The 24543-nt window shown below is 48.8% G+C and carries 18 protein-coding genes; 16 read left to right on the top strand and 2 right to left on the bottom strand.

What is annotated here, in order from left to right:
• Nucleotides 1-6 precede the first annotated feature (6 nt).
• The 10 genes from Q9291_RS00825 (at nucleotide 7) to Q9291_RS00780 (ending at nucleotide 16603) form a co-directional block, all read left to right on the top strand.
• Nucleotides 7-5142, top strand: coding sequence for a tetratricopeptide repeat protein (locus Q9291_RS00825; RefSeq protein ID WP_306388084.1), 5136 nt, complete (start codon nucleotides 7-9; stop codon nucleotides 5140-5142).
• Entirely contained in the window at nucleotides 5143-6537 is a 1395-nt protein-coding gene (locus Q9291_RS00820; protein ID WP_306388083.1) for a glycosyltransferase domain-containing protein, read from the top strand.
• 174 nt (nucleotides 6538-6711) lie between these two features.
• A complete protein-coding gene (locus Q9291_RS00815; protein ID WP_306388082.1) occupies nucleotides 6712-8559 on the top strand; it encodes a glycosyltransferase family protein in 1848 nt (615 codons plus the stop codon).
• A 164-nt stretch (nucleotides 8560-8723) separates the two neighbouring features.
• Nucleotides 8724-9674 (top strand): glycosyltransferase family 2 protein, encoded by a 951-nt coding sequence (locus Q9291_RS00810; protein WP_306388081.1) that lies wholly within the window; start codon nucleotides 8724-8726, stop codon nucleotides 9672-9674.
• A complete protein-coding gene (locus Q9291_RS00805; RefSeq protein ID WP_306388080.1) occupies nucleotides 9667-10338 on the top strand; it encodes a GNAT family N-acetyltransferase in 672 nt (223 codons plus the stop codon). The genes Q9291_RS00810 and Q9291_RS00805 overlap by 8 nt, the downstream gene beginning before the upstream one ends.
• A gap of 71 nt (nucleotides 10339-10409) precedes the next feature.
• Nucleotides 10410-10721, top strand: a complete 312-nt coding sequence (locus Q9291_RS00800) for a DMT family transporter (protein ID WP_306388079.1) — start codon at nucleotides 10410-10412, stop codon at nucleotides 10719-10721.
• 44 nt (nucleotides 10722-10765) lie between these two features.
• Nucleotides 10766-11929 (top strand): dTDP-4-amino-4,6-dideoxygalactose transaminase, encoded by a 1164-nt coding sequence (gene rffA, locus Q9291_RS00795; RefSeq protein ID WP_306388078.1) that lies wholly within the window; start codon nucleotides 10766-10768, stop codon nucleotides 11927-11929.
• 80 nt (nucleotides 11930-12009) lie between these two features.
• Entirely contained in the window at nucleotides 12010-13515 is a 1506-nt protein-coding gene (locus tag Q9291_RS00790) for a hypothetical protein (RefSeq protein WP_306388077.1), read from the top strand.
• Between the two features lie 3 nt (nucleotides 13516-13518).
• Complete coding sequence (locus Q9291_RS00785; RefSeq protein WP_306388076.1) at nucleotides 13519-15060, top strand: hypothetical protein; 1542 nt, start codon at nucleotides 13519-13521, stop codon at nucleotides 15058-15060.
• A 97-nt stretch (nucleotides 15061-15157) separates the two neighbouring features.
• Complete coding sequence (locus Q9291_RS00780; protein ID WP_306388075.1) at nucleotides 15158-16603, top strand: glycosyltransferase family protein; 1446 nt, start codon at nucleotides 15158-15160, stop codon at nucleotides 16601-16603.
• Nucleotides 16604-16609: 6 nt separating this feature from the next.
• On the opposite strand, the gene Q9291_RS00775 is transcribed toward Q9291_RS00780, so the two are convergent.
• Nucleotides 16610-17737: an acyltransferase family protein gene (locus Q9291_RS00775; protein WP_306388074.1), complete on the bottom strand. Its 1128-nt coding sequence runs from the start codon at nucleotides 17735-17737 to the stop codon at nucleotides 16610-16612.
• A gap of 471 nt (nucleotides 17738-18208) precedes the next feature.
• Between Q9291_RS00775 and Q9291_RS00770 the strand changes: the two genes are divergently transcribed.
• The 6 genes from Q9291_RS00770 to Q9291_RS00745 are packed head-to-tail and all read left to right on the top strand — an operon-like array spanning nucleotide 18209 to nucleotide 23949.
• Nucleotides 18209-19153, top strand: coding sequence for a glycosyltransferase family 2 protein (locus Q9291_RS00770; RefSeq protein WP_306388073.1), 945 nt, complete (start codon nucleotides 18209-18211; stop codon nucleotides 19151-19153).
• 14 nt (nucleotides 19154-19167) lie between these two features.
• The gene (locus Q9291_RS00765) at nucleotides 19168-20094 is read left to right on the top strand and encodes a lysylphosphatidylglycerol synthase domain-containing protein (protein ID WP_306388072.1); all 927 of its coding nucleotides are present in this window, start codon (nucleotides 19168-19170) and stop codon (nucleotides 20092-20094) included.
• Complete coding sequence (locus Q9291_RS00760; protein WP_306388071.1) at nucleotides 20091-20939, top strand: ABC transporter ATP-binding protein; 849 nt, start codon at nucleotides 20091-20093, stop codon at nucleotides 20937-20939. The genes Q9291_RS00765 and Q9291_RS00760 overlap by 4 nt, the downstream gene beginning before the upstream one ends.
• Nucleotides 20936-22093, top strand: a complete 1158-nt coding sequence (locus Q9291_RS00755) for an ABC transporter permease (protein WP_306388070.1) — start codon at nucleotides 20936-20938, stop codon at nucleotides 22091-22093. The genes Q9291_RS00760 and Q9291_RS00755 overlap by 4 nt, the downstream gene beginning before the upstream one ends.
• A 9-nt stretch (nucleotides 22094-22102) precedes the next feature.
• Nucleotides 22103-23359 carry a tetratricopeptide repeat protein gene (locus tag Q9291_RS00750; RefSeq protein ID WP_306388069.1) on the top strand — a complete coding sequence of 419 codons (1257 nt, stop codon included), beginning with the start codon at nucleotides 22103-22105 and terminating at the stop codon, nucleotides 23357-23359.
• Nucleotides 23311-23949 carry a glycosyltransferase family 9 protein gene (locus tag Q9291_RS00745; protein ID WP_306388068.1) on the top strand — a complete coding sequence of 213 codons (639 nt, stop codon included), beginning with the start codon at nucleotides 23311-23313 and terminating at the stop codon, nucleotides 23947-23949. Before Q9291_RS00750 ends, Q9291_RS00745 begins: the two co-directional genes overlap by 49 nt.
• Before the next feature lie 180 nt (nucleotides 23950-24129).
• Here Q9291_RS00745 and Q9291_RS00740 read toward each other — a convergent pair whose 3' ends face one another.
• Nucleotides 24130-24471 (bottom strand): Flp family type IVb pilin, encoded by a 342-nt coding sequence (locus Q9291_RS00740; RefSeq protein ID WP_306388067.1) that lies wholly within the window; start codon nucleotides 24469-24471, stop codon nucleotides 24130-24132.
• Nucleotides 24472-24543: the final 72 nt, after the last annotated feature.

Raw genomic sequence — 24543 nt, 5'->3', positions numbered from 1 at the left:
GTGGCCATGGAAGCGATGACCTCTCTGGTGGATCAAGCCTGGACGGCTTTGCAGCATAACCGGCTGGATGAAGCCAAAACCCATGCCACGCAAGCTTTTACACAGGCGCCTGACTCGGCAGATGCAGCACATGTGCTGGGTGTGATTGCCAACCGTGATGGGCGTGCCGATCTGGCATTGCCGCTGCTGCAAAAGGCAATTGCGGTAGGGGTGACCGAGCGCCGCTTGCGCGATATGGGAGAGGCATTATTGCTTGCCAAACATCCACAGGCTGCGCTGGCACCGGTGCAGGATGCCATACGCCAGTTTGGTGAAAACAGTGACTCACTAGGTTTGCTGGCAGCGATTTATGCAGCACTGGAGAACTTTGATGCGGCCTCGGAGGAGGCATCCAGAGCACTGGCATTGAACCCTGAGAGTCTGACCTGGCAAACCACCATCTCCTTTGCCGAGTTGATCCAGTGTCGTTTTAAGCAAGGGTTGCCCGGGTTCAGCTTTCGCAATCAAACCTTGCAGGAGCATGCGCGCTGTCCGGTATTTCAGTTTGCCCAACCGGGCGAGTTGTGGTTGAGAAACGAACAAGGGCCAGGCGATACCCTGTTTTTCCTGTGCGTTGCCCCTGTATTGCGTGCACGCGGTTGGCGACTGCATGTGCAAACCCATGCCAAAATGCAAAAAGTGCTGGAGCAAACAGGCTTGTTCGAGAGTGTGGAGTTGGCATTTACCTGTCCACCGCATGGCTTCTGGATCAATATAGGTGATTTGCCGCTTGCTGCCATGCAGATCGGTATCACAGTGCCGCAACCCCCCTTGCCATTGGCTGCAGATGATAAGCTGGTGGCCAAACTCAGAAAGATTCTGGAGAAATTCGGCCCCCCCCCTTATGTGGCGGTGACCTGGCGGGGTGGGGTACAGGGCAAAAAACTGCGCAATGGTGTGCGCATGGGTGACCGCGAAATTGATCCGACAAAATTGGGGCTAATGCTTGCCAAGACTGCAGCCACCATCATCAGCGTACAACGCGTGCCTGAACAAAAAGAAGCTGCCGCCTTCGAGCGTGCGCTTGGTCGCAAATACCTCAATCTGTCGCGTTTAAATGACAATCTGCCGGAAATGCTGGCGTTGATGGCAATCGTTGATGAATACATCGCCGTGCCGAATACCAACCATCATTTGCGCGAAGCACTTGGACGCCCCAGCAAAATTCTGGTCAACCGTCCTTATGAAGATTGGCGCTGGGTAGTCTCAGGCAACTCACCTTGGTATCCGCAAGCGGCCTGTTATCGTCAGGCGATTGACGGTGATATTTCAAACGCCCTGCAAGCCATCGCAGAGGATCTCAACACCACTCTGGCCGCCTTGCCCGCACGCAGCGCAGCCGGGCAACCGCCACAAACAATACAGCAACCCTTGGCACCAGCAGTGGACAGTGAAGAAGACGAGCACCTTGCCACTATTCAAACCCTGTTGGCCGAAGGCTGGGCGGCAGTGCGCGAAAACCAGTTTACCAATGCCATACAGCTGGCGCAGAAAGTATTGGCCTTGCAAGCCGAACACGCAGGCGCGTTTCATTTGCTAGGCTGGACAGCCATGCGCGATATGAAGTTTGAACTGGCAGTTTCACTGCTGCAGAAAGCACTGACACTGTCACCCTACGATGGCCGGATTGTGGGTGATTTAATGCGCGCCCTCGCTGTAAACGGGCAGAACGATCTTGCCTGCCAGATTGCCGCAGGCGCCCTGCAAGAGCCGAAAATGCGGGTGTTGTCCGCCATCCATTACGCGCGTGCTGCCAGCTACCTGCATCAAAACCGGATTGCCGAAGCGATTGAAGACTATCAGCAATGCATGAAAATCAACCCTAACCGTTTGGATGCGCCCGAGTTTAGCGGTATGTCGCGTCTGAAGCTGGGGGATGCCAGACGTGGATTCCGTGAATTCAGTGCGCGCAGTGTGGCGCAACGCCCCGAATTGTTGAATGACTGGTGTTGCCCGGTACTCACCCCCGCGCATAAGGGTACACGCATACTGATAAAGCGTGACATGGGTTTGGGTGATGAACTGTCTTATTTGCGCTATATGCCATGGTTGGCGCAGGCTGGGATGGTGGTCGATTACTGGTGTGGTAAAAAACTCAAGCCGATTCTGGAGCGTACCGGCTTGTTTCACCGCGTGATTGCCGACAGTGTACCGCCACCGGCGGCAGAGGACTACGACTTGACGTTCATCGTCAATGAAGTGCCGCTGGCCAGCGAGCAACTGGGTGCACCCGAGATTGCCCCGGCATTGCCGTTGTCCCCCGACCCGGCATTGGTAAGCAAATGGCGTGCATGGCTGGCGGAACAAGGTCCGGGGCCTTATATAGGCCTCAACTGGCGTGCTGGCTTGGGGGTGCACGGCAACGTCAATATTTTTGCCAAATTGGCCAAGTCGATTGACGCCGATCTGCTGTCCCAGGCCCTTAACGGTATCAACGCCACCTTCATCTCTTTGCAGCGCAACGTGATGGCCGACGACGTCAAGGCGTTTGAACAGGCGCTCGGCGCCAGGCTGCATGATGCTGCCAGCCTGACTGACGATCTCGATGACCTGTTGGCGCTGCTCTCGCTACTGGACGAGAATATCGGGGTCTCCAACACCAATATGCACCTGCGCGCAGGACTCGACATGGGATCCAGAGTGTTTGTGCAGTTTGCCGATGGAGACTGGCGTTGGGGCCTGGAGGGCGACAGCTCGCCCTGGTTCGCACAGAGTCAGGTCTATCGCCAAACCCCTGAACGCGCATGGCAACCGCCGCTGGATGACTTGCGCCTCTCATTGCTGGATCGCTACGGGCTGGCCCAGCCGGTAACGCCATCTGCCACCTGCGAACAATCTGTCCAGCCAGCAGCGCTAACAGGTAAAGTCATCTGGGTCACGGCTGGTGAAATTGACAGCAAGGTTACGCCGCCAGTTTCTGCACTGGAAAGTACCAATCAGCGCGTGATCGCCCCGGCGATGGGTTTACAGTCAAAGGGCTGGCAATCGGTGTTTGTCAACGAGATGATGGCCGAAGTAATGGGTGGTTGGTGTGGCCCGGCGCCCGTAGCAGGCGATGTGGTCGTGTTTTCCAAAGTGATGACTGCCCATGCGCTCAATATGCTGAGCGATGCCCGACAGCGTGGTGCTTATGTGGTGGTGGATGTGTTCAATGACTTTAGTCAGCAGCCCAAACGTGCCGCATTCCAGCTGCAGTTAATAGCGGGTAGCCATGCGATGGTCTCCATTGCAGACTTGCACACCCACTGGCAGGCGCAAGGGGTGCATGTGCATGCCACCATCGCACCGTGTACAGATGCACTGGCAGAGGCAGCACGCACGCAGATCTACGCACAATGGCATCAGTTGTTGAAGGCATTGCCAAACATCGTCAGCACGTTTGGCAGCCTGCCCGCAAGTCAGGCGCTAGCGCCAGCCGCTTTGGCACTGGATACGCAAGCGTTCAGCGCAGCACCTCCAACACAACGGACACAAATATTGCCAGCCACATCCGCGGCTCGGCAGATAGTGTGGGTCACGGCAGGCACGCTGGACACCAGTCTGGGCTTTGCAACATCAGGGATGGCCAGTACGCGCTACCGGGTCTTGCTGCCCGCCGCCAATCTTGGCCCTCTGGGCTGGCAAAGCCGTGTGGTCAACGAGGCTGACCTGGCGCAACATGGCTGGGGCGAGGTGCAATTTGCCGCAGGCGATGTGCTGGTGGTGTCCAAGTCACTCCAGCCAGCTATCCTGACCTACCTGCAGCAAGTGCAACAACAAGGCGTGCATGTGATAGTTGATTATTGTGACAACCATTTCGAGCGCCCGGATGCGATTGGCCAGCACCAGCATGCTCTGTTGTCTCTGGCTGACCGCGTGATTGCCAGCACACCTGAACTCAAAGCCACCATCGAAAAGCTGACGCAAAAACCTGTTGATTGGATTACTGACTGCTTTGAGGGGCAGAAAAAAGCGCCCCTGTTCGCACCCGGTGATACGTTGCACATGTTATGGTTTGGCAGCCACACCAATTACGACACCCTGCAACCGATTTTCCCTGCCCTTCGTGCTATTGCACAAACCAGGCCTGTCGTGCTGGAAATGGTGACCTTGCATCCACAAGGCGAGCAAGCTGCACGGGCCTTGTCCGGCAACGGCTTGCAAGTCAACTATACGCCCTGGAGTACGCAAGTCATGCAGTCTGCATTTGAGCGCTGCGACATCGTGCTGATACCAACCCTGCAATCCGAACAAAAGGCGGGTAAAAGTCCAAACCGACTGGTAGAAGCATTGTGGGCAGGCCGTTATGTGATGACTGGTGATCTACCCGCCTACCAACCGTTTTCAGACTTTGCCCAGGTTGGCGGCGATGTATACACCCACATTCAATGGGCATTGGCCAACCCGCAAGCAGTGACTGAAAAAATAGCCCGCGGTCAAGCCTACATCATCGCCCACCATACCCCGAAACGTATTGGTCAGCTATGGCATGAAGCGCTGATAGCCACCCAGATGGCGCATCAGCCTGCTGTCCAAGTGTCTGACGCAAAAACGCCCACCGTAGTCGCGCATGTCACCTTGCCACGCAAACTTAATCTGGGCTGTGGCGACAAACACCTTGCAGGATATATCAACGTCGATTTGGTCATCAATGAAGGGGCGAAAAAGCCTGACGTTATCTGCGACATCAAAGCCCTCACCGTGTTTGAGTCCAACTCGGTTGACGAAATTTTATCCGTGCATGTGGTCGAGCATTTTTGGCGTTGGGAAGTGTTGGATGTGCTGAAAGAGTGGGTACGGGTGCTCAAGCCGGGCAGCACCATGATTTTGGAATGCCCCAATCTGATTGCCGCCTGTGAGCTTTTTCTAAAGAACCCTGAACTCGCCACCACGCATGGCACGCCGGAACATGAACGCACCATGTGGGTGTTTTACGGCGATCCAGGCTGGCGCGATCCATACATGGTCCACCGTTGGGGATACACCCCAAAAAGCCTGGCTGAACTCATGCGACAAGCAGGACTGGTGAACATTCGACAAGAACCCGCGCAGTTCAAAAAACGCGAGCCGCGCGATATGCGGCTGGTGGGTGAAAAACCAGCCCACAATGCAACGAATGCTTAAATGGATATGCAGCAATTGAATCATTTTGTGGCCTTAGCAGACTATATGCAGCCTGCCGAGGTCGCCCGCATTCTGGCCAGAGACGATGTGGATGACAATAATGCCATTGCACTTTATCAACAGCGTTATCCAGTGGTTTCTACACATCGTCCTGGCAAAATAGCTGTTTATACCGCTATTTTTGGTGGCTACGATAGTGCGCCTGTGCTCAACCACATTGACCCGGCGGTAGACTACATCCTGTACACAGAAGAAGCCGAATTTGTTGCCCCGGCCCCATGGCAGGTTCGCGTCATCCCAGCCATGTTTGAGGACCCGCAAATGGATGCACGCAGGGTCAAGTTATTGTCACATTTGTTTTTATATGATTACGATGTGACCGTTTGGATAGATGGCAATTTTACCTTGGAAAAATTAACGGCAGCATTGATAGAGGAGTGTGTCTCTCGTGCGCCAGTGGCTTTGTGCAAGCATCAGTTTAGAAATTGTATCTATGACGAGGCGGGCGAAATTATTCGACGTGGGATTGATGCCTTGACACCGGTGCTCAGACAAATCCAGCACTATCAAGTCAGACAGTTTCCTGCCCAATTCGGCTTGCACGTCACCAGCTTTCTGGTACGAGACCACCGCTCTGCAAATGTCATCAAGCTGAATATGCGCTGGTGGGAATTGCTTTCTGCGAATTCCAAACGAGACCAGCTTGCCTTCGACTATGTACGTTGGGAGTGTCAAATCCCAATGATGGCACTGCCATTTAACCTAAAAAATAATGCCTTATACTGTTGGGGCCAAAACGGCGAAGGTAAACACCAGCAACGCACAAGACGGAATAACGAGCGTTTTGGACGAGCATTCAAACTGGCAGATCAAGGTGAGCACACATACGCAAACGCAAACGCAAAATATTCACCCATTTCAGAGCGATGGTCCAAAGACTTTCTCAAACACTGGTTTGCATTAAACCAGTGTTTGAGCGCTGTGTCAGGCGCAGAAGAAGCCTCCATCATGCATGTTGGCGATCAGCCACTCTCGGCACATATGTTGCCGGATGTACGTCTGGCTGAGGTTCAGGCCGACGCGCTAAACCTGCTAGATCACAGCAAACGCGTTTTATTGCTGGGCTATGATGGCGGACACTTTGCACTCATGGTGTTAAAACTGACCAGTGCGAAGTGCGTGGTGGTAGATGAAAATCTGACGCCATACAAACAAGCTGGTTTACAGTATTTGCAGGCCCTATATGCCAACCGACTGGCACATTTCTCGTTGCAAGATATTCAACAACTACCCAGCCCGATGTTTGACCTGATAGTGGTGAACCGCAATGCACAGGCTGTGTTTGCCAAGATTCCTAATCAGGTGGCAGAACGCGTCAAAGTGATGCAGCTTTGAATTGACAAATAGCTAGTTTTTTCAACTGCTCGCTAAAATCATCCGAAATTGGATGAATAAAATTGATGTTACTCATGCCATAACAAGCTTATATGGCTATTTTTATGTATATGCATTTCAACTTTGTTAACTCAGAGCGAGGTTTTGTGACACATGCAAGGGTCTCATTTATCAATGGCCAGAAGAATAGGTTTTAAATACGGTTGGTCTATAGTCATCAATCTGATGATTTTGACTGTTGCAGCCGTATTGGTGAGCTTTGTATTCAATCGCATGCATGTAGGGGTAGATTTAACTGACGAAGGTTACTACTTAAACTGGATCAGCAATCCATGGCTGTATAAATATTATGCAAGTCAGTTTGGATATATTTATCACCCTCTATATCAAGTGCTGGGCGGTAATGTAGTGTATTTGAGGCAAGCCAACATGCTCATTAGTTTGTTCTTAGCCATGGCTCTTGCTTGTCAGCTTGTTGCACAATACAGCCCGGAATATCCTTTGGCAAGTAAAGTGGTGCTGAGCTGTTGTTTAGCACTGCCTGCACTGTATATTTTGATGATTATGGGGCGTTGGGTGCCAACGCCCAGCTATAACAGCCTAAACTTTCAGGGTTGTTTGATCGCTGTCAGCGGATTTGTATGGTCTATGCAAAGCCATAGGCGATATTGGGGCGCCGCACTGATTGGTCTGGGTGGTTGGTTAGTCTTTATGGCAAAGCCCTCAACGGCACTTTTTTTGTCAGTCATCACAATACTCTACTTTAGTCCCGGTATTAGAAAAGACTGGCCCCTTGTTTTGATAGCGGGGATTGTCGCTATTATTTGTCTGTTGCTATCGGGCTGGTGGATGGATGGCAATCTGGCGCAATTTTTTCTTCGCTTTAAAGGTGGTTTATTGTTGGTTGAGCTTATGGGTGGTGACCACAGCCTCGCAAACCTTTTTAAATTAGACCTCTTTGATGTGACACCATTATTCAAATTCCAGTTTTCTCTAACATGTGCCGCAATCATGCTAGGACTATTGATGGCCCAACAGATTAGTGTATGGTCTAAATCATTGCTCCAAATCATCATAATAATGATTGTGGCATTCGCCTTGTTTCGATTGCTAAATCATGATGTATCTGCGGCCAAGTCAAATTCGTACCATACATTAATCATACTTGCTTTACCGTTTGCGTCGTTTTTGTTTGCACAATGTTACCGGAAAAAATGCGCCTTCAAAGTCGATTTCAGGTTGAGTGCGCTGTTGATTGTCATGCCATATGTGTATGCAGTTGGCACGAATAATAACTACTGGCAAACGGCTGCAGGGGCCAGTGTATTTTGGGTGTTATTGTGTTATTTGATTTTGCAGGGGAAAACAATCTCAGAACAATCCCATCACTTGATTGCCTCTGTCGTAGTTTGCATGAGCACAATTGGCGTGATTGCTGCAATGAATACACCCTATAGGCAAACACAGGGATTGTTTTCGCAAACGGCAGTCTGGACAGAGCCAAATGCTGCTCAAGCTATGGTGTTATCGGACGACACAGCCAGCTATCTGCAAACACTCAACCAAATTGCAACTGGCAATGGTTTTAAGAAAAAAACAGCTGTCATCGATTTAACTGGCCATCATCCCGGAGCGCTCTATTTTATGCAGGCATGTGCAATTGGTCAGGCTTGGACCATAGGCGGATATAGCGGCAGTGAGAGGTTGGCTGCTGTTGCGTTGCAGCAAGCAAGTTGTGATGCGTTAGCCAGTGCATGGTTACTGATTGAAAAGCATGGGCGCAGAGCTATAACGGATCAAATATTGTCTGCACATGGTATTGCCGCTAGCAAAGCAACCTACCATGTAGCAGGTCGGTTGCAAACGCAAAGACTGACGGACTGGGGCGCTATTAATGTGGAACATCCAGATGGTGTTTATACACACTATCTGGTGAAGCCAGTGGATGCAGCAAGGCAAGCGGAAAATTGCCGCCAATACCGGAAAGCCCATAGTGACCCTTTACTCGCTTTAATTCAATAAACAAAAATGGTTGATTTAAACCACTTGATTGGTTTAAATCAACCATTTTTAAATTACAATATTGCTAAACTCCATTTGAGTTGTTGTAAGGCATTGAATTGTAAAAAATATTTTTCCAAGCCTTCTACTAACAACATGGCACTTTTGTTGCATTAAAAAAGACCATGTCAAAAACAAATGTCATACATCAACCGCATATCTCAGTAGTTATTCCTGTTTACAAGGCTGAAAAATGTCTTGATGAACTGTACTCGCGCTTAAAAAAATCATTATCAGAGATTTCGCAAGATTTCGAGATTGTATTGGTAGAGGATTGTGGTGGCGATGGCTCATGGAAAAGAATCATCGAACTATCGCAACTTGATAGTCGTGTAAAAGGGCTGCAATTCAGCCGTAATTTCGGCCAGCATTACGGTATCACAGCCGGACTTGATGTTTGTCAGGGTGATTGGGTTGTGGTGATGGATTGCGATTTGCAAGATGCGCCTGAGGAAATACCAAGGCTATATGCAAAAGCGCAAGAAGGTTTTGATATTGTGTTGGCAAGCCGTACCAACAGACAAGACCAGTTTTTAAAAAAACTCACCTCAAAAATGTTTTACAGGGCATTAAGTTACCTGGCGGATACCGAATACGATGGCAGTCATGGTAATTTTCGTATCATGTCTAAAATAGTCGTCGATAACTTTAAAGGCATGCGAGAGCAACTCAGGTTTTTTGGTGGCTTAGTGCAGTGGATGGGTTTTCCGACAACCAGTTTAGAAGTCATTCACCATGAAAGATTCGAGGGCAAATCTAGTTACACCTTCAAAAAGTTACTTAAACTTGCTACCGACACGATTATCGCTTTTTCAGACAAGCCATTACGTATGGCAATTAACGTTGGTTTTCTGATGTCAGCGTTTGCGTTTACCTATGGCGCCTACATTTTAGGCCATGCAATGATATACGGATCAAGCGTCCAGGGTTGGAGTAGTTTAATCGTATCGTTGTATTTCCTGGGCGGTATCATTATCTCGATGCTTGGTATCATCGGTATCTATTTGGGCAAGGCATTTGACCAGATGAAAGGCCGCCCATTATATATTGTGCGAAGGACAACATTTAATGGGTAGTCCGGCATTACATGAAACACCATGGGATACCAAGGTTTTTGGCTGGTATACCGCTGAAGTGCCTGTTTATGATAGTGCGCATTTGCAGTTGTGTGGTTTGCAGCCAGGGCTGTATACCCTAAAGCTGGATCCATTGGCTGACAAAACTCTTGCTCAAGCATATGGTTTTTATTACTGCGATACTTTGCTCATTCCCGAGTGTACTGACTCTGCTTTACAACGTTTTGTCTCCCCACAGCATTCGATTTCTGCCAGTTATGACAAAAATGAATTGCTGACAATTAGCCACAGTGCATTTGTGCATGGCAGATTTCATCGTGACCCCAATATCCCGAACCAATTGGCCGATGCACGTTATGATCAATGGCTAGAGGACTTGATGCAGCATGGACAGGTATTTGCCTTAATGTATGAACAATCAGTCGCTGGTTTTGTGGCGATTAAAGATAATGCACTTCAATTGCACGCTGTCGCCACAAAATTCAGAGGTTTGGGCTATTCAAAATATTGGTGGACTTCTGTTTGTGATGAGGTCTTCAGGCAAGGTCACAACAAGGTGATGAGTTCGGTGTCAGCGAGTAATTTGGCTGTCGTTAATTTGTACAACAGGCTTGGTTTTAGGTTTGTCAAAAGCACTGATGTGTACCACAAATATGTCTCTTAGAAATTAATAAAGTGCAAAATCATTTATACATCGTAGCCACAATATTCTTCACTGTGTACAGCCAGCTAATCATGCGCTGGCAGGTGGGTATGGCAGGCGGTTTACCAGAAGATACACTTGGAAAACTTAATTTTGTGTGCAGTTTATTGATTAAGCCTTGGGTGGTCACAGCTATGATCGCTTCTTTCCTGGCGGGAATCGCCTGGATGATGACACTCACCAAGTTTGAAATTAGTTATGCGTTTCCATGGACAGCAATAAATTTTGTTTTGGTGTTTTTGTTTGCTGCCTTCTGGTTCGATGAGGCAATGAGTCTGTACAAAATATTTGGTATCACCTTGATTGTTTCTGGCATCTTGGTACTAGCGAAATCTGGTGCATAAACATACCGCAATCTTGATGAGATTGATCGTAGGATGAACATGAAATGAAAAAAACACCCTTTAACAAACCCTTCATGACCGGCAAAGAGTTGTTTTATATTGCCGAAGCCCATTTCAACGGCATGCTCGCTGGTGATGGCCCATTCACTAAAAAGTGTCATGCCTGGCTGGAGCATGAAACCGGGACCAGAAAAGCGCTGCTGACACATTCATGCACTGCGGCGCTGGAAATGGCCGCTATTCTGGCCGATATTCAGCTGGGCGATGAAGTCATTATGCCTTCATATACCTTTGTATCCACTGCCAATGCCTTTGCTTTGCGTGGTGGCGTGCCAGTTTTTGTGGATATTCGGCCGGACACACTCAATATTGATGAAACCAAAATTGAAGCCGCCATCACGCCCAAGACCAAGGCCATTGTGCCAGTGCACTATGCCGGTGTGGGATGTGAGATGGATGCCATCATGGAGATTGCCCAACGCCACAATTTGCTAGTGATTGAAGATGCGGCGCAAGGGGTGTTTGCTACATACAAAGGCAAAACACTGGGCACCATCGGCCATATGGGTTGTTACTCCTTCCACGAAACGAAAAATGTGATCTCTGGCGAAGGCGGCGCGTTATTGATTAACGATGCGCGTTTTATTGAGCGTGCTGAAATTATCCGAGAAAAAGGCACCAACCGTAGCCAGTTTTTCAGGGGGCAGGTGGATAAATATACCTGGGTAGATGTGGGGTCATCCTACTTGCCGGGAGAGGTGATTGCCGCCTTTTTATGGGCACAGCTTGAAGAAGCGCAAAACATTACCCAGCGCAGACGGGGCATCTGGCAACAATACCACCGCGGTTTACATGCTTTAGAGCGGCAAGGCTTGCTGGCCAGGCCAATCACGCCTGCCCATTGTCAACACAATGCGCATATGTATTACATACTGCTCAACTCACTGGAAGAGCGCACGTTTTTGATTGAGCAGATGCGCAAAAACGAGGTGTTTCCAGTGTTCCATTATGTGCCATTGCATAGCTCACCGGCAGGTAAAAAATATGGCAGAACACATGGTGAGATGACCCACACCAATACCTTATCAGACCGTTTATTGCGTTTACCGATGTGGACAGGGCTAGAGCCACAAGTGGATGATGTGCTGAGCCTGGTGTTTGATAGCCTTGCCCTGACATTGCCCAAGAAAATAGCCAGTGCAATTTGACGCTGTATTGTCAGTAACAAAAAATCTCACTACCCTCACCTGAACAGTCGACTTAACGCAACCAGACCGCGGCCAGCCTAATGATCAACAAATCATTTATCAAGAGCATAGTCACCATTTTGATGCTGTCGGTATTTCTTTTACTAGCCGCTTTTCAACGCATAACTCCTTTGCCATCAGGGCCTGATTGGAAGGACAATGCTTTGATTGCTTATCATTTGGCCAAAACGGGCGACTTTGCACTTGAGGATGAGCGCAATAGTAACAAGTTATATCCGACAAACTTTAGAGAACCTCTGCCAATTTTTATCTGGGCAATTGCAGCAAATATGAACGGGAATTTACTGGAAAATAAATTCGAGTCGTTTGTTTCATCGGGTGGTCTGTTGGCTATGAAAAAAGCCAATTTGTTGATTCTGATGCTACTTTTTTTTGCAACATTTTTATTGTTGGAGTTGATTCCGCCTGGCCTGATCAGTGGCTTAGAAAAAACGATGCTCTTCATATTTCTTGCCTTTACATATCAAGCATATGGATTGGTTGGGGGCGTCAATCAAATCAGTTCTGATATTCATAGTGCAACACTGATGCTCCTGTTTATCTCAGGCTTGCTTGTGTATTTCAGGCAACCCTCGTTGATGAAGGCTGGTGTTGCAGGGCTTGTTTATGCATTGTTATGTTTGACCAAGGCTGCGTTTTTTTATGTTGGTTTCGTGCTTTTTGCATCTGCACTGCTCTCATCTCTGTATTCCAAATATTTTGTATTGCGTCATGTTCTGGTCTCATTTTTAACGATGTTATTGATTGTGTCGCCATGGCTCGTCAGGAATGGCTGTGCACTACAGCAATTTTCAATCTCTGGCCGCGGTGGTGAAACCATGATGGATAGAAAGTTTGAAGAGATTTATAACGAACAACATTTGTCGGGGATGTTTTATGCTTACAGTCCTGACTTTCTTAAGCCAGTGATGAGTCGTTTAACTGGTTATACCTTTCGAGATCGTCTGCCAGGCGGTAGATTGCAACACACGACCAGAGATTATGGTTGGGAGTTAAAGGCGCGAGATGCCTTGCAAATGGATGCTGTCATCAACAGTCATCACAAAGCCAGTGTGTTTATCCGTAAAATTTACAACCACTTTTATGAAGCTTACAAGTCACCAGTGCTGGCAAGAAAGTATGCAGAGCAGCAATATAAGAAATTTGTGTTTGAGGAAGCTCTTCACCATCCAGTAAGACATTTGAAGTTTGGACTGCTCTTTGCATGGCGAGGATTGTGGGTCACGAATTATGTGGATGGCAGGGCATACGAGGTGTTTGGCGTCAAACGAGGTTGGATTAAAGAGCTATTGCCTGCAGTCGGTTTTTTTTCTTTAATAATCATAACAGCATATGGTTTAGTAAAAAGAAGCCCTATTCTGATTGCCATAACCGCAACGCCTATCAGTGTTTATTGCTTCTATTTCCTCTTTACACACAATATTCCGCGTTATAGCTTACATTTATTACCTGTTTGGTGTTTGTCTCTTGGATTGCTGCTGCTTTGGATAAAAAATAAATTAAAACTGTTTTTGAGTAATCGTTAACACATGGCACAAAATAAACAGACAACATCGTTATCTTTATTTTTTGCTGCCATTATTTTTATTTTGGCAGTGATTACCAATTTAAAGTATCTGGATGCCTTGCCGCCAAATGATGATGGTTTGGATAACCTTGGGCTGGCCAATGGACTGGCCCACACGGGCACCATGGGTAAATTGCATACTCACAACGGACACACTGTGCTGACGATTTCGGACAGCCGCGAGCCTTTCCCCAACTGGCTGACAGCGAAGTGGATTCAGTTGATACCGGCATTACATATCAATCGTAGTCTGGACTATAACGCCACCCCCAGACAGCTGATTTTATTGAAATGGCCTAACCTGTTGTTGTGGGCAGCGACGGTGGCCGGGTGCTATTGGTTGATGCTGGCGTTGGTTGCGCCTTACCAGGGGCCGCTGGTTGGCTCACTGTTGGGCTTATCTGCTGCGGTACTGTATGCGCTGTGTTCGCACCCCGTATTTATTTCTACGCTGCTCACCGAGTTTCATGCTGCTTTTTTATTGGTCTGGTTTAGCTGGGCTTGGTTGCAATGCTGGCAAAAGCAGTCTTACAGCTGCGCTGTCATCGCTGGTGGCTTGCTGGGCTTGCTCATATTAACCAAGGCGGCGTTTTTGTATGTGGTGGTCGGCTTGGCGCTGGTCACGCTGTGTTTGCAATGGCGCTGGAAACTGCCTGGCCGGCAGCGCTTGCAAACGGTTCTGTTGTTTGGTCTGGCGCTGATGATTGCATTTGCCTGGATGTGGCGTAACCACCATTGGCTGGGGGCTTGGGAAATTGCCGGACGTGGCCCCAATGTGTTGCTGACAAGGGCTTACAAAAGCCAAATGACAGATGAGGAATTTAAAGGGGCGTTTTATGCCTATGCACCGCAATCGCTTAAGCATACGTTTAAGGTTCTCACAGGTTTTAGAGCAAAAGACCGTGAAATAGGAGGCCGTTTGCAGCGGTTTACCCGCTTTTTTGATTCGGATGTCGAATGCAGGCAGCGCGGCGATGAGGCGTGTGCGATTGGTTATTATGTTCAGGCTAATATTCGATACAGCAATATCATGGCTGAATATGCAAAACGCTATCCGTCTGATGCAAGACGGGCACGCGTGGAGGCTGAAAAAGCAGCCAAACAGCTTGCACTGGGCATGATAGCAGTCAATCCATGGGGGCATTTACGTACTACATTGGTGTTTGCCTGGCGTGGAGCATGGCCGTGTAATAAGGTGGACGGACGCTGGTTTAGTCATGAAGTCAAACACCTGCAACCTGCATGGCAAGAATGGCTGCCTTTTGCCGGGTTATGTAGTGGTTTTGCACTGGCGCTAGTGGCTTTGTTTTCCAGAAACATGGTGTTGTGGATGCTGGCCTCAACCAGCACGGCGGTGTTTGTATTTTATGCTTTGGCCTCCCACTTTATTCCGCGTTACAGTGAAATGCTGATTCCGATCTGGGTCATCTGTGCACTGTGGTCTCTGGTGCATATCCTGTTAAAACAAAGAGTGAATAGACATCATGGGCACGCCATTGACTAATCTTAAGTGGTACGAATCTGTTTGGCATTTTCTTCAGGCATACGTCTTCAGGCACGCGCTAGTCTATGCACTATTGGTATTACTTACCAGCATCTCAATGCAAAAGATGGACGGCCGCCTTTACCGCTTTGACGGGTTTGAAAATGCTCTTGCCAGTTACTATCTGGCCACACAAGGTCAAATGACGCTGGATGGACAACATCCAAGCAATTTTCGCGAGCCAGTGCCAATCGTATTTACAGCCTTGCACCTGCGCTTATTTACAGACATCCCAAGTTTGCCGTTATCTGGCGAAATGCTGGGCCCCATTCAGCAAGGTGAGCGTATCAGCCAGATGGAGGTGCGCTATCCCAAGGAGTTTTTACGTGATGCCTGGCAACGCATACAGCTAAGCCATGTGCTGATACCTTTTGTCTTTGGCAGTATGGTCTTGTTGTATTTTCTGGCAAGAAAGTTTACCGACAAATCGTGGCTCGCGGGTGTAGTGGTGTTGATTGCCTGGCTGTATTTTTTTAACAGTGCCTATTTTTTGTACCGGCCCATGACAGAGTATTTCATTACATTCTTTTTGTTGGCACTGTCTTTGAGCCTCGTCCGATTGTTAGCGGCACCGGGTGGCCGTGCAGCATTTTTTTCCGGCTTGATGTTTGGACTGGCTGCCCTGACCAAGGCATCGGTGTTTTACGCTGCATTGGGCGTGATTCCAGTGCTGGGCTTTATGATGCACCGCCTGAAAGCGGTCAATGGCGTTCAGGCATGGCGTTTGACTGCGATGCTGGCATCAGGTCTGCTATTGGTGACCCTGCCATGGATGGTTCGTAACTATGTACAGTTGGGTACGGCCTCCCTGAGCGACCGTGGTGGGCAAGTGTTGCTAACCCGTGCCTTTAAAAATCAGATGACCGGCGATGAGTATAAAGCGGCTTATTTTGTTTATGCGCCGTATGAGCTGAAAACCCTACCTGCTTTTCGCCACTTGTTTGGTTTTGATGACCCCAAACGTGATTTGACAGTCGAGCTACAACGTTTGATACGCTCCAGGCCTGGCGATGCACAAGCGGCTGAAGTAGGTAATGTCGATGGCGCCATTAGCTTCTTTCATAAGGCCGTGGCTTATGCCCGTTTGCAAATGCGCCTGCATCCAGAGGATGCCGATCAACGGGTAAAAGCACATGCACTTGAGTTAATTCAGTCCAACTTGTTCAGTCATCTTAAAACGATGCCTTTGTATGTGTGGCGTGGTATTTGGTCATTTGGGGTGCCTGATCCAGTCCAGTCGTATTGCGGGGGCGTATTGGGCGTGGTGTTGAATGTGTGCTGCTTTGTCAGCTTTTTGTGTTTACCCATCTACGCTTGGATAAGCAGACGTGTTGATTTGTTGATTGTATTTGCCGTGCCGTGGGGGCTGTTCTGGTTTTATGCTTCGTTAAGCCATTTTATCCCGCGATATTCAGCGCCCATGATTCCGTTTGCAGTACTGGCCTTTCTGCTGTTGCTGCAAGTGGCAATCAAGAAAACTGGTGCCCTGTTTTTCGGGCGCTAGCCAAGTTTATACCTTGGCTTGTGATTGCCTAAACCAACGATAGCACTTCAGTTCAATGCCTTGGTAAAAACAGACTGTCAGTAAGGCTGTAGTGGCGCAGTTCACCATAAAAATCAATGCGATGGTCGGCGATGCTGGTAGACCTAACCCGGCTACCCAATTGGCAATACCCGGAAAAAATACCAGGTGCCACAAATATATGCTGTAACTGCGCTGACCAATATAAACCAGCCAGCGTGATTCCAGATAGTGCATGAGCCAAGATTCTGGTTGCTGAATCGCCCACAGCAACACCATGCCTGTACCTAAAGCAATCAGGCTGTAACCATATTGTTGCAGCCAGCTTATTTTTTTATAAGGCTCTGGGGCTAGCACAATCAGACTCAGCATGACAAGCAACAGCAGTGCACCCGCCAAACCCAGCTTACGCACTTGTGACATGGGTCTTGCATGGGCTATTAACACACCTATCGCAAATGCATCAAACCGGCAAACACTAAAGGCGTAGATGGCGTTGTCTGAAAAGCCGTTTTTTTGCAACAGAGTGCGGCAGATAATGGCCAATACCAGCATGGTCCACGCGGTAAAGCGTTGCGATTTAAATAGCCAAACGCAGCATGCAAACAGCAGATAAAAGTGCCACTCAACCGCTAAAGACCAAAAATGCACCAAACTATAGTGTGCATCCATCAGTGCAGTGCGATTGCCAAATGCACTTTGCAAGTTGCTGCTTAGCGTCCAAACGCTCCAGCTATTAATCAGAACCTGGCTGTTTGGCGTACTGATGGCAGCGACCATGAGAAATAACACTACGCATGCCACATAGGCTGGCAATAAACGCCATGCCCTTGCTGCAATAAAGTGCTTTAGTGATGCGAACGAGCTTGGTGGTCGCCTGGCAAGCACGCGTGCGATCAAAAAACCTGAAATGACAAAAAATATATCTACCCCTATCCATCCAATCTTGGCAATCACCAACAAGGGCAATCCGGCCAGGGATTGTTGCAGATTGGCTTTAAACGGCGACAGATAATGGTGCGCAACTACCAACAGGATCGCTATCGCGCGCAAACCATCCAAACCACTAATGTAGGTAAGCGAACTCAGGGAGCGGATGTTGGTTAGTTGAGGCATGGCTGTTAATAATCGAAAGTCGGCGATATTCTCAGCAAGAACTATACCTTCGAAAGTGTCGAGTCTCCTAATAGCGGGTCATGCTATGTGCAGTTTCGTCTTACCGTTGAATACTGGTTATCCAGCAACATGGGGCTATAATCTATACGAGGCTTTGTCAGTATTGCGTTAGGAAGTGACGAGGTTAATGTCAAGAGCGCTTCAAATTGATGACACACAAACCGGTTGATTTCAACCGTTTACTTTTTCATGATGGCTCATATCAACCACTCAATACAAGTAAGTAACCATCCGTTATCTGTTTGCGTAGAGCAACACAAGATTGCATCAGTCATTTTTTTTGCTATGTATTTCATCTTAAACACTTTTTTATACTATTAAAAATGGTCATCACTTTATCGCCATTCCAATTAATTCAGGCATGAACTATGCATTTGAAAGGAGTTATTTTAAAGAGTTTAAGCTAGCGTCATGAAAAAATTAATTATCCAAATCCCATGTTTCAATGAGGCAGAAACGCTGGCGATTGCATTGGCGGCGATTCCAAAATCGGTAGAAGGTTTTGATTGCGTAGAGTTGTTGGTCATTGATGACGGCAGCCGTGATCACACAGCGCAGATTGCCCGAGATTGCGGGGTGCAGCATGTCGTACAGCATACGAAAAACCAAGGGCTGGCACGGGCGTTTATGACCGGGATTCAAGCCGGATTACAAGCTGGCGCAGATGTGATTGTCAATACCGATGCGGATAATCAGTATGAAGCGAAGGATATTCCCAAGCTGGTGGCACCTATTTTGGCCGGGCAGGCGGATATTGTGATTGGCGCAAGACCGATAGACGAGATTGAGCATTTTTCATGGAGCAAAAAGTTACTGCAAAAACTTGGTAGCTGGGCTGTACGTACGGCCAGCCGCACCAAAATCCCGGATGCACCCAGCGGTTTTCGTGCCTATTCTCGCCATGCGGCACAGAACATAGTGGTGTTTAGTGAGTACACCTACACCATAGAAACCATTATTCAAGCGGGCCAAAAAAATATGGCGATACTATCGGTGCCGATACGCACCAATGCCGATTTACGACCTTCGCGCTTGGTCAAGAGCATTGCTTCGTATGTGCGTCGCTCGATTGGCACCATTATCCGCATTTATGCCATCTATCGACCCATGCGTTTCTTTGGCACCATAGGGGCAGTATTGTTCGGACTGGGCTTTTTGCTGGGGTTGCGCTTTTTGTACCACTTTTTGCAAGGTGATGGGAATGGACATATCCAGTCTGTGATACTGGCAGGGGCATTGCTGGTGATGGGCTTTCAGACCATGCTGGTGGCTTTTCTGGCTGACTTGCTGGCAGCCAACCGCAAGCTTTCAGAAGAAATACGTCTTATACTGATCCAACAACAGGATCAAAACTAAATGCGCACGTTACCATGCCACGCCATTTGAAACGCATGCTACATGTCGCCGGGGTGCTGCTGATGTTGCTCAGCCTGTGGCTGATCTTCAGTAAGGTGGCTGACTACCGGCAAGTGCTGCACACGCACATGCTTTCGCATCCGCAACACTGGCTGTGGCTGGGTGGCTTGAGCGTATGTCATGCGCTGATACTCAACTTGCTTGGGCTAGGCTGGCATGACAATCTGCGCCATTTGCAACAAACGCTGTCAAGGCAGCAAGCGCTGGTCATCTATGGCATCAGTCAAATAGGCAAATATTTGCCTGGCAATGTGTTGCACTTTGCGGGTAGACAATGGCTGGCGCAACGCTGGCAATTGCAGCAAGGCAAGGTGCTGCAGGCCACCTTGAATGAAATCGCCGGGCATGTGCTGGCAGTGGGCATCTGCATTTTGGTATTTGCCTGTTTGAATCTTGCATATGTCACCGCTTGCTTGCAACCCTATCTTTTTTTGACCTGCTGGTGGCTGGCAGGTCTGGGTGTGCTGATTCTGATATTGTGTGTTGAGTCGTTCAGACACCGTTTGTGGACTCTGATCAGTCCTCTGCTTGCCGGTTTCTCAGTCCCTAGTCTGGGTTATTACCTGCTGTTCCACCTGCTGGGTGGTGCCATGTTTGTCTGGGTCTTGCACTTGCTGACACCACTGCCGTTTGCTATGAGTCTGGCGATGCTCGCCTATGCGATCGCCTGGTTGGTCGGTTTTGTGGTGCCAGGCGCACCCGGCGGCCTTGGGGTGCGTGAAGTGGTGTTGCTGGCCTTGCTGGCAGGGGTGCTTCCTGAAAGCGTGATTTTATTGGCGGCCCTTGCTAACCGCTTGTTTACGACGCTGGGAGATATCTGGTTTTTTGTTGAGGCAATCGCCTTACGTCATATGTGCGTTCATGCAGAGAAGTTGCAATGATTAAGATTTCACAACTGAATATTCGCTTTGGTGATTTTAAAGCGGTCGATGGTTTGTCACTGGACATTCCGCAAGGTGAGTTATTTGGTTTTCTAGGCCCGAATGGCGCCGGTAAAACCACCACCATACGCGCGCTGAACGGTGCGTTAACCCCAACCTCAGGCAGCATCGAAGTGCTTGGGTATGCCATGCCCAAAGAGCTTCAAAAAGTGAAACCTTTCATTGGCTATGTGCCAGACACCGAAAACCACTACGAAGACATGACCGGCCATGAAAATCTGGCCTTGTATGCGCGTTTGTACGGGGTGCCGTTTAGTGAGATAGACCGTTGGTTGTCAGTGTTGCAACTGAGCGAGGCGGCGCATGTGAAGGTGCGCACCTACTCCAAAGGCATGAAGAAAAAGTTATTGATTGCGCGGGAGTTACTGCATGCGCCCAAACTGGTATTTTTTGATGAGCCGACCGCCAATCTCGATGCGCATTCCATTCAGTTGGTCCGGCGACTGATGCAAGATCTGGCAGCACAGGGCACCACGGTGTTTTTAACCACACATGACATGGAAGAAGTCGAGCAGATTTGTGACCGGGTGGCGATTATTGCCAAAGGTAAACTGCTGGACTGTGATACGCCAACCGCGTTTATTACCCGCCATGCCGAGCGTTTTTGTGATGTGCAATACGACCGTGATGGTGTGATGGTGCGCCATAGTTATCATCTGGATGACCCGGCACAGCGTGCAGCGCTGGCACATATTATTCAAACCGAACATTGCCTGAGGGTGCACTCGCGCGAATTTAAGTTTGAAGATGTATTTAAAAAGCTGACCGGGGAGGCGTATCAATGAGTGCTAGTGTAAAAACGCCTGGTTACTGGCGCTTGCTATGGGTGTTGTATTGCAAGGAATGGTTCCGGCTGAAACGCAACCCTGCAGCCATGATGGCAGCAGGCTTGATTGTGTTGATGGCGTTTTTGGTGAGCCTGGAAAACCGCGCTTCACGTATTGCCCAGCGGCAGGCGCAGCAACCTTGTGCTGTGGTGTATAGCCTGGAAACGCCACTGATTGCAGCGCTCAAAGCCAGCAAAACCGGACAGACTACCCGCTTTATCCAGCTCGATGCCAGCACATTGAATCATGGGCCAAAATACGCAAGTTCAATCTCTTGTGTGGCCGAAATCCAGGAGAGTCCGGCTGCTAACCATGGGCAGCAACAGGTGGCGCTGACGTTTAGGGCCGGGGACTTGAACAGCCCCCAGTTGGCGCATTTAAGCCGCTGGGTACTGGGTAAGGTGGCCACGCTGAATCCGCAGTTGGCGCTCACTCAACAATTGAAGCCACTGACGGAACGCAAACCGACCCCGACCACGCTGGGCAAGATAGACCTGGGTAGCGATCAGGCCAAGGGCATGATAGGCGGCATGATGATTTTTTCGGCACAGTTTTTTATCTGCTGTGCCATGTTTATTGGCTTTACCGGCTACGAGCGTGAGCGCGGAGTGTTGCAGGCACTGGCATTAACGACCACCCAGCCAGGACAAATGATTTTTGCCAAGCTGTTGTTTCATGTCAGTGTGTCAGTGCTGACCAGTGTGTTGATTTACAAGATCATCTCGGGCATGCCGTGGGACATGATGCTACATTTTGCCTACTTTTTTATCACCATTTTTGGCTTTAGCAGCATGGGCTTTGTTGCGATTGCCACCATCATTACCAGCCTCAACCGCACGCAAACCACCGCCAGTTTGGTGGGCTTTTGTTATTTGATGCTGATGGGTGTGATCTTTGCCCTGGCCACTAAAATCAAGGCTTTTGCCTTGATTAAAGGCATGATGTTCGAAAACCATGCCATTCAGTTGTTTCAGATGCTGTTGTATGGCCCAGCCAGCAAAATGCAAGGCATCACCATGTTTTATCATATGCTGGCTATCGTCGTACTGAGCAATCTGTTGTGGTTAGTGGCCTACCAGCTGTTCAAGCGACGCGGCTGGCGCATGGGTTAGGTGCAGGATATGCAAAAGGATTGTGCAGCAGAAATTGATGCAGCGATTAAGCGTTATCAAGCGCTTTCAGTCTGCTGCACTGAGGATGCCAGACTGGCATTCATGCTTGGGACTGCTTTGCTGCAAACACAACAGCTGGCATCGGCTAGACTGGCATTTATGCATGCCTTGCAACTCAATCCTGACATGGCTTCAGCACATAACAATCTTGGCATGGTCTACTTGCAACAGCAAGACTGGACTCAAGCGATTGATTGCTTTAAACAGGCGCTTGCATTAAAGCCAGAACATGTCGGTGCCATACTGAATTGCGCAATTGCACTGCGCACAACACACGCACTGGAGCAAGCGCTCACCTATTTCGAGCGCGTTTCTTCTATTGCACCTGCGCGGGTTGATGTGTGGGTGAACAAGGGGTTGTTGCATAGGCAGATGGGACAACTCGAGCATGCGTTATTGTGTTACCAGCACGCCTCCGAACTGCAACCCGAAGTAGCCGAGTTTCATCACAACAGTGGGGTATTACTTACTGAGCTAAAACGTTACTCGGAAGCAGAGCATCGTATTCGCCAAGCACTGAATTTACGCCCCGACTATCCAATGGCTTGGAATAGCCTAGGGTTATTGTATAAAAAGATACTGTCATTTGATGCAGCGTTAAATTGCTATGAGCAAGCCCTAAAATTACAGGCTGACAACTCTGATGTGCACAGAAATATGGGGGTGTTGTACGCAGAAACAGGTCAAAACTTACAGGCGCTGGCGTGTTTCGACCAAGCATTGACTTTACGGCCCGAAGATGCGGATGCCCTGAACAACAAGGGGACTGTTTTTGCCGCCTGTCATCAATTCACTGCTGCTCTGGATTGCTATGACCAGGCACTTGCTCTGCGCCCAGATGATGCCGATACATGGTGGAACAAAGCCCTGCTACTCCTGCTGATTGGGCATTACTCCGAGGGCTGGCGCTTGTATGAGTGGCGTACCATTAAGTCAGAGATGAAAGCAATGTATGCACACACTTCCGGCAAGTCATGGCGTGGTAAAGAGGATCTCACCGGAAAACGGTTGCTGGTCACCTATGAACAGGCTTTGGCGACATTGTGCAGTTTTGTCGCTACCTGCCAATGTTGGTTGAACGTGAAATACACCCCGTTTTCTATGTGCCGCTCGTTCTTAAAACCCTCATGCAGTCGCTTGGGGCGAGTGTTGAGATTGTGGCCAAGGGCGAGTCCATACCCGAGACAGATGCGTATTGTCCGTTGATGAGCTTGCCTTATGTCTTTGGCACTACGCTTGAATCCATTCCGGCAAATATCGCTTATTTGACTGTACAGCCCGATGCTTACGAACGTTGGATGCTGCGTCTTGGCCCAAGGACGATTCCCAGAATTGGCATTGTTTGGTCAGGTTCGACCACACATAAAAATGATCGCCAGCGTAGTATTCATCTTGAACAACTGATTGATTTGTTTGATATTCAAGCTGAATGGCATTGTTTACAAAAGGAATTTAGGCAAGAGGATATTGCATGTCTTGCGAGGTTGCCTCAGCTACAGCAACATGATCTCCACCTGCATGATTTTCATGATACCGCTGCATTGATTCACCACCTGGATTTGGTCATTTCGGTAGATACCAGTGTGGCGCACGTGGCTGCAGCTACCGGAAAACCTGTGTGGATTTTACTGCCACATCATCCCGATTTTCGTTGGCTGTTGGATAGAGATGACAGCCCTTGGTATCCGACGGTTAGATTATTCAGGCAAGTGGACGCGGGAAATTGGACGGATGTGCTGCAACAAGTAAAACTTGCTTTGGTCGCAAGGATAGGCCTGGATGACAGCCCAAAGTAAATGGGTCTTTTGACCGACGTGAATCGGTTTGCACCTGAAGCTTAATCCTCTTGATGCGCACTGGACTAAGCCAAGTTGAGGCAATGATGGGTAAGGTCTAAGATACGCCCGATGTGCGTGTTATTCCTGTAGTGTTACGGCAAAGGCAACAACTCTGGCTGCCTTTGCATTTGCGTATGATTAGTCTATCAATGTGCTGGATGAGCTCAGTACGTGCTGCAAATGTCCCTCTTCCAAAATGTGCTCTTGGGCAAAAGATGCCCCTGAAACACTGTTTCTCGACAAGCCTACCAAACCATGACTGCCCCCTTCACTGGCTCTGACCAATTGCCCTGTACCAGCCTCATCTGTTTCCCCTCCTGGCAAATGGTTAGCCATCCAGGCATACAAATCTGCTGTTTTGTCCCCTAACTGAACGACAGCAATGTATGACACAGCCGCTAGAGCCCCTAAGGTAACCCCATATTCCACCATAGACTGGCCTGATTCATCTTGAATAAACGTTTTGATTTGATTGGCCACTTTATTTTCTCCTCATCAAGGTCTTATTTTTTGCAACAAAGTTGCATAATAGCACTATATCAAAAATGCAAC

This window comes from Methylophilus aquaticus (assembly GCF_030769565.1).
GTDB lineage: Bacteria > Pseudomonadota > Gammaproteobacteria > Burkholderiales > Methylophilaceae > Methylophilus > Methylophilus aquaticus.
The sequence above is the reverse complement of the archived record's forward strand: the minus strand, read 5'-3'. Positions and strand labels throughout refer to the sequence as shown.

What these genes read in the sequence shown, in the direction of transcription:
- Q9291_RS00825 (WP_306388084.1), top strand. Translation starts at nt 7, where the DNA reads ATGGAAGCGATGACCTCTCTGGTGGATCAAGCCTGGACGGCTTTGCAG.
- Q9291_RS00820 (WP_306388083.1), top strand. Translation starts at nt 5,143, where the DNA reads ATGGATATGCAGCAATTGAATCATTTTGTGGCCTTAGCAGACTATATG.
- Q9291_RS00815 (WP_306388082.1), top strand. Translation starts at nt 6,712, where the DNA reads ATGGCCAGAAGAATAGGTTTTAAATACGGTTGGTCTATAGTCATCAAT.
- Q9291_RS00810 (WP_306388081.1), top strand. Translation starts at nt 8,724, where the DNA reads ATGTCAAAAACAAATGTCATACATCAACCGCATATCTCAGTAGTTATT.
- Q9291_RS00805 (WP_306388080.1), top strand. Translation starts at nt 9,667, where the DNA reads ATGGGTAGTCCGGCATTACATGAAACACCATGGGATACCAAGGTTTTT.
- Q9291_RS00800 (WP_306388079.1), top strand. Translation starts at nt 10,410, where the DNA reads ATGCGCTGGCAGGTGGGTATGGCAGGCGGTTTACCAGAAGATACACTT.
- rffA (WP_306388078.1), top strand. Translation starts at nt 10,766, where the DNA reads ATGAAAAAAACACCCTTTAACAAACCCTTCATGACCGGCAAAGAGTTG.
- Q9291_RS00790 (WP_306388077.1), top strand. Translation starts at nt 12,010, where the DNA reads ATGATCAACAAATCATTTATCAAGAGCATAGTCACCATTTTGATGCTG.
- Q9291_RS00785 (WP_306388076.1), top strand. Translation starts at nt 13,519, where the DNA reads ATGGCACAAAATAAACAGACAACATCGTTATCTTTATTTTTTGCTGCC.
- Q9291_RS00780 (WP_306388075.1), top strand. Translation starts at nt 15,158, where the DNA reads ATGCAAAAGATGGACGGCCGCCTTTACCGCTTTGACGGGTTTGAAAAT.
- Q9291_RS00775 (WP_306388074.1), bottom strand. Translation starts at nt 17,737, where the DNA reads ATGCCTCAACTAACCAACATCCGCTCCCTGAGTTCGCTTACCTACATT.
- Q9291_RS00770 (WP_306388073.1), top strand. Translation starts at nt 18,209, where the DNA reads ATGAAAAAATTAATTATCCAAATCCCATGTTTCAATGAGGCAGAAACG.
- Q9291_RS00765 (WP_306388072.1), top strand. Translation starts at nt 19,168, where the DNA reads ATGCCACGCCATTTGAAACGCATGCTACATGTCGCCGGGGTGCTGCTG.
- Q9291_RS00760 (WP_306388071.1), top strand. Translation starts at nt 20,091, where the DNA reads ATGATTAAGATTTCACAACTGAATATTCGCTTTGGTGATTTTAAAGCG.
- Q9291_RS00755 (WP_306388070.1), top strand. Translation starts at nt 20,936, where the DNA reads ATGAGTGCTAGTGTAAAAACGCCTGGTTACTGGCGCTTGCTATGGGTG.
- Q9291_RS00750 (WP_306388069.1), top strand. Translation starts at nt 22,103, where the DNA reads ATGCAAAAGGATTGTGCAGCAGAAATTGATGCAGCGATTAAGCGTTAT.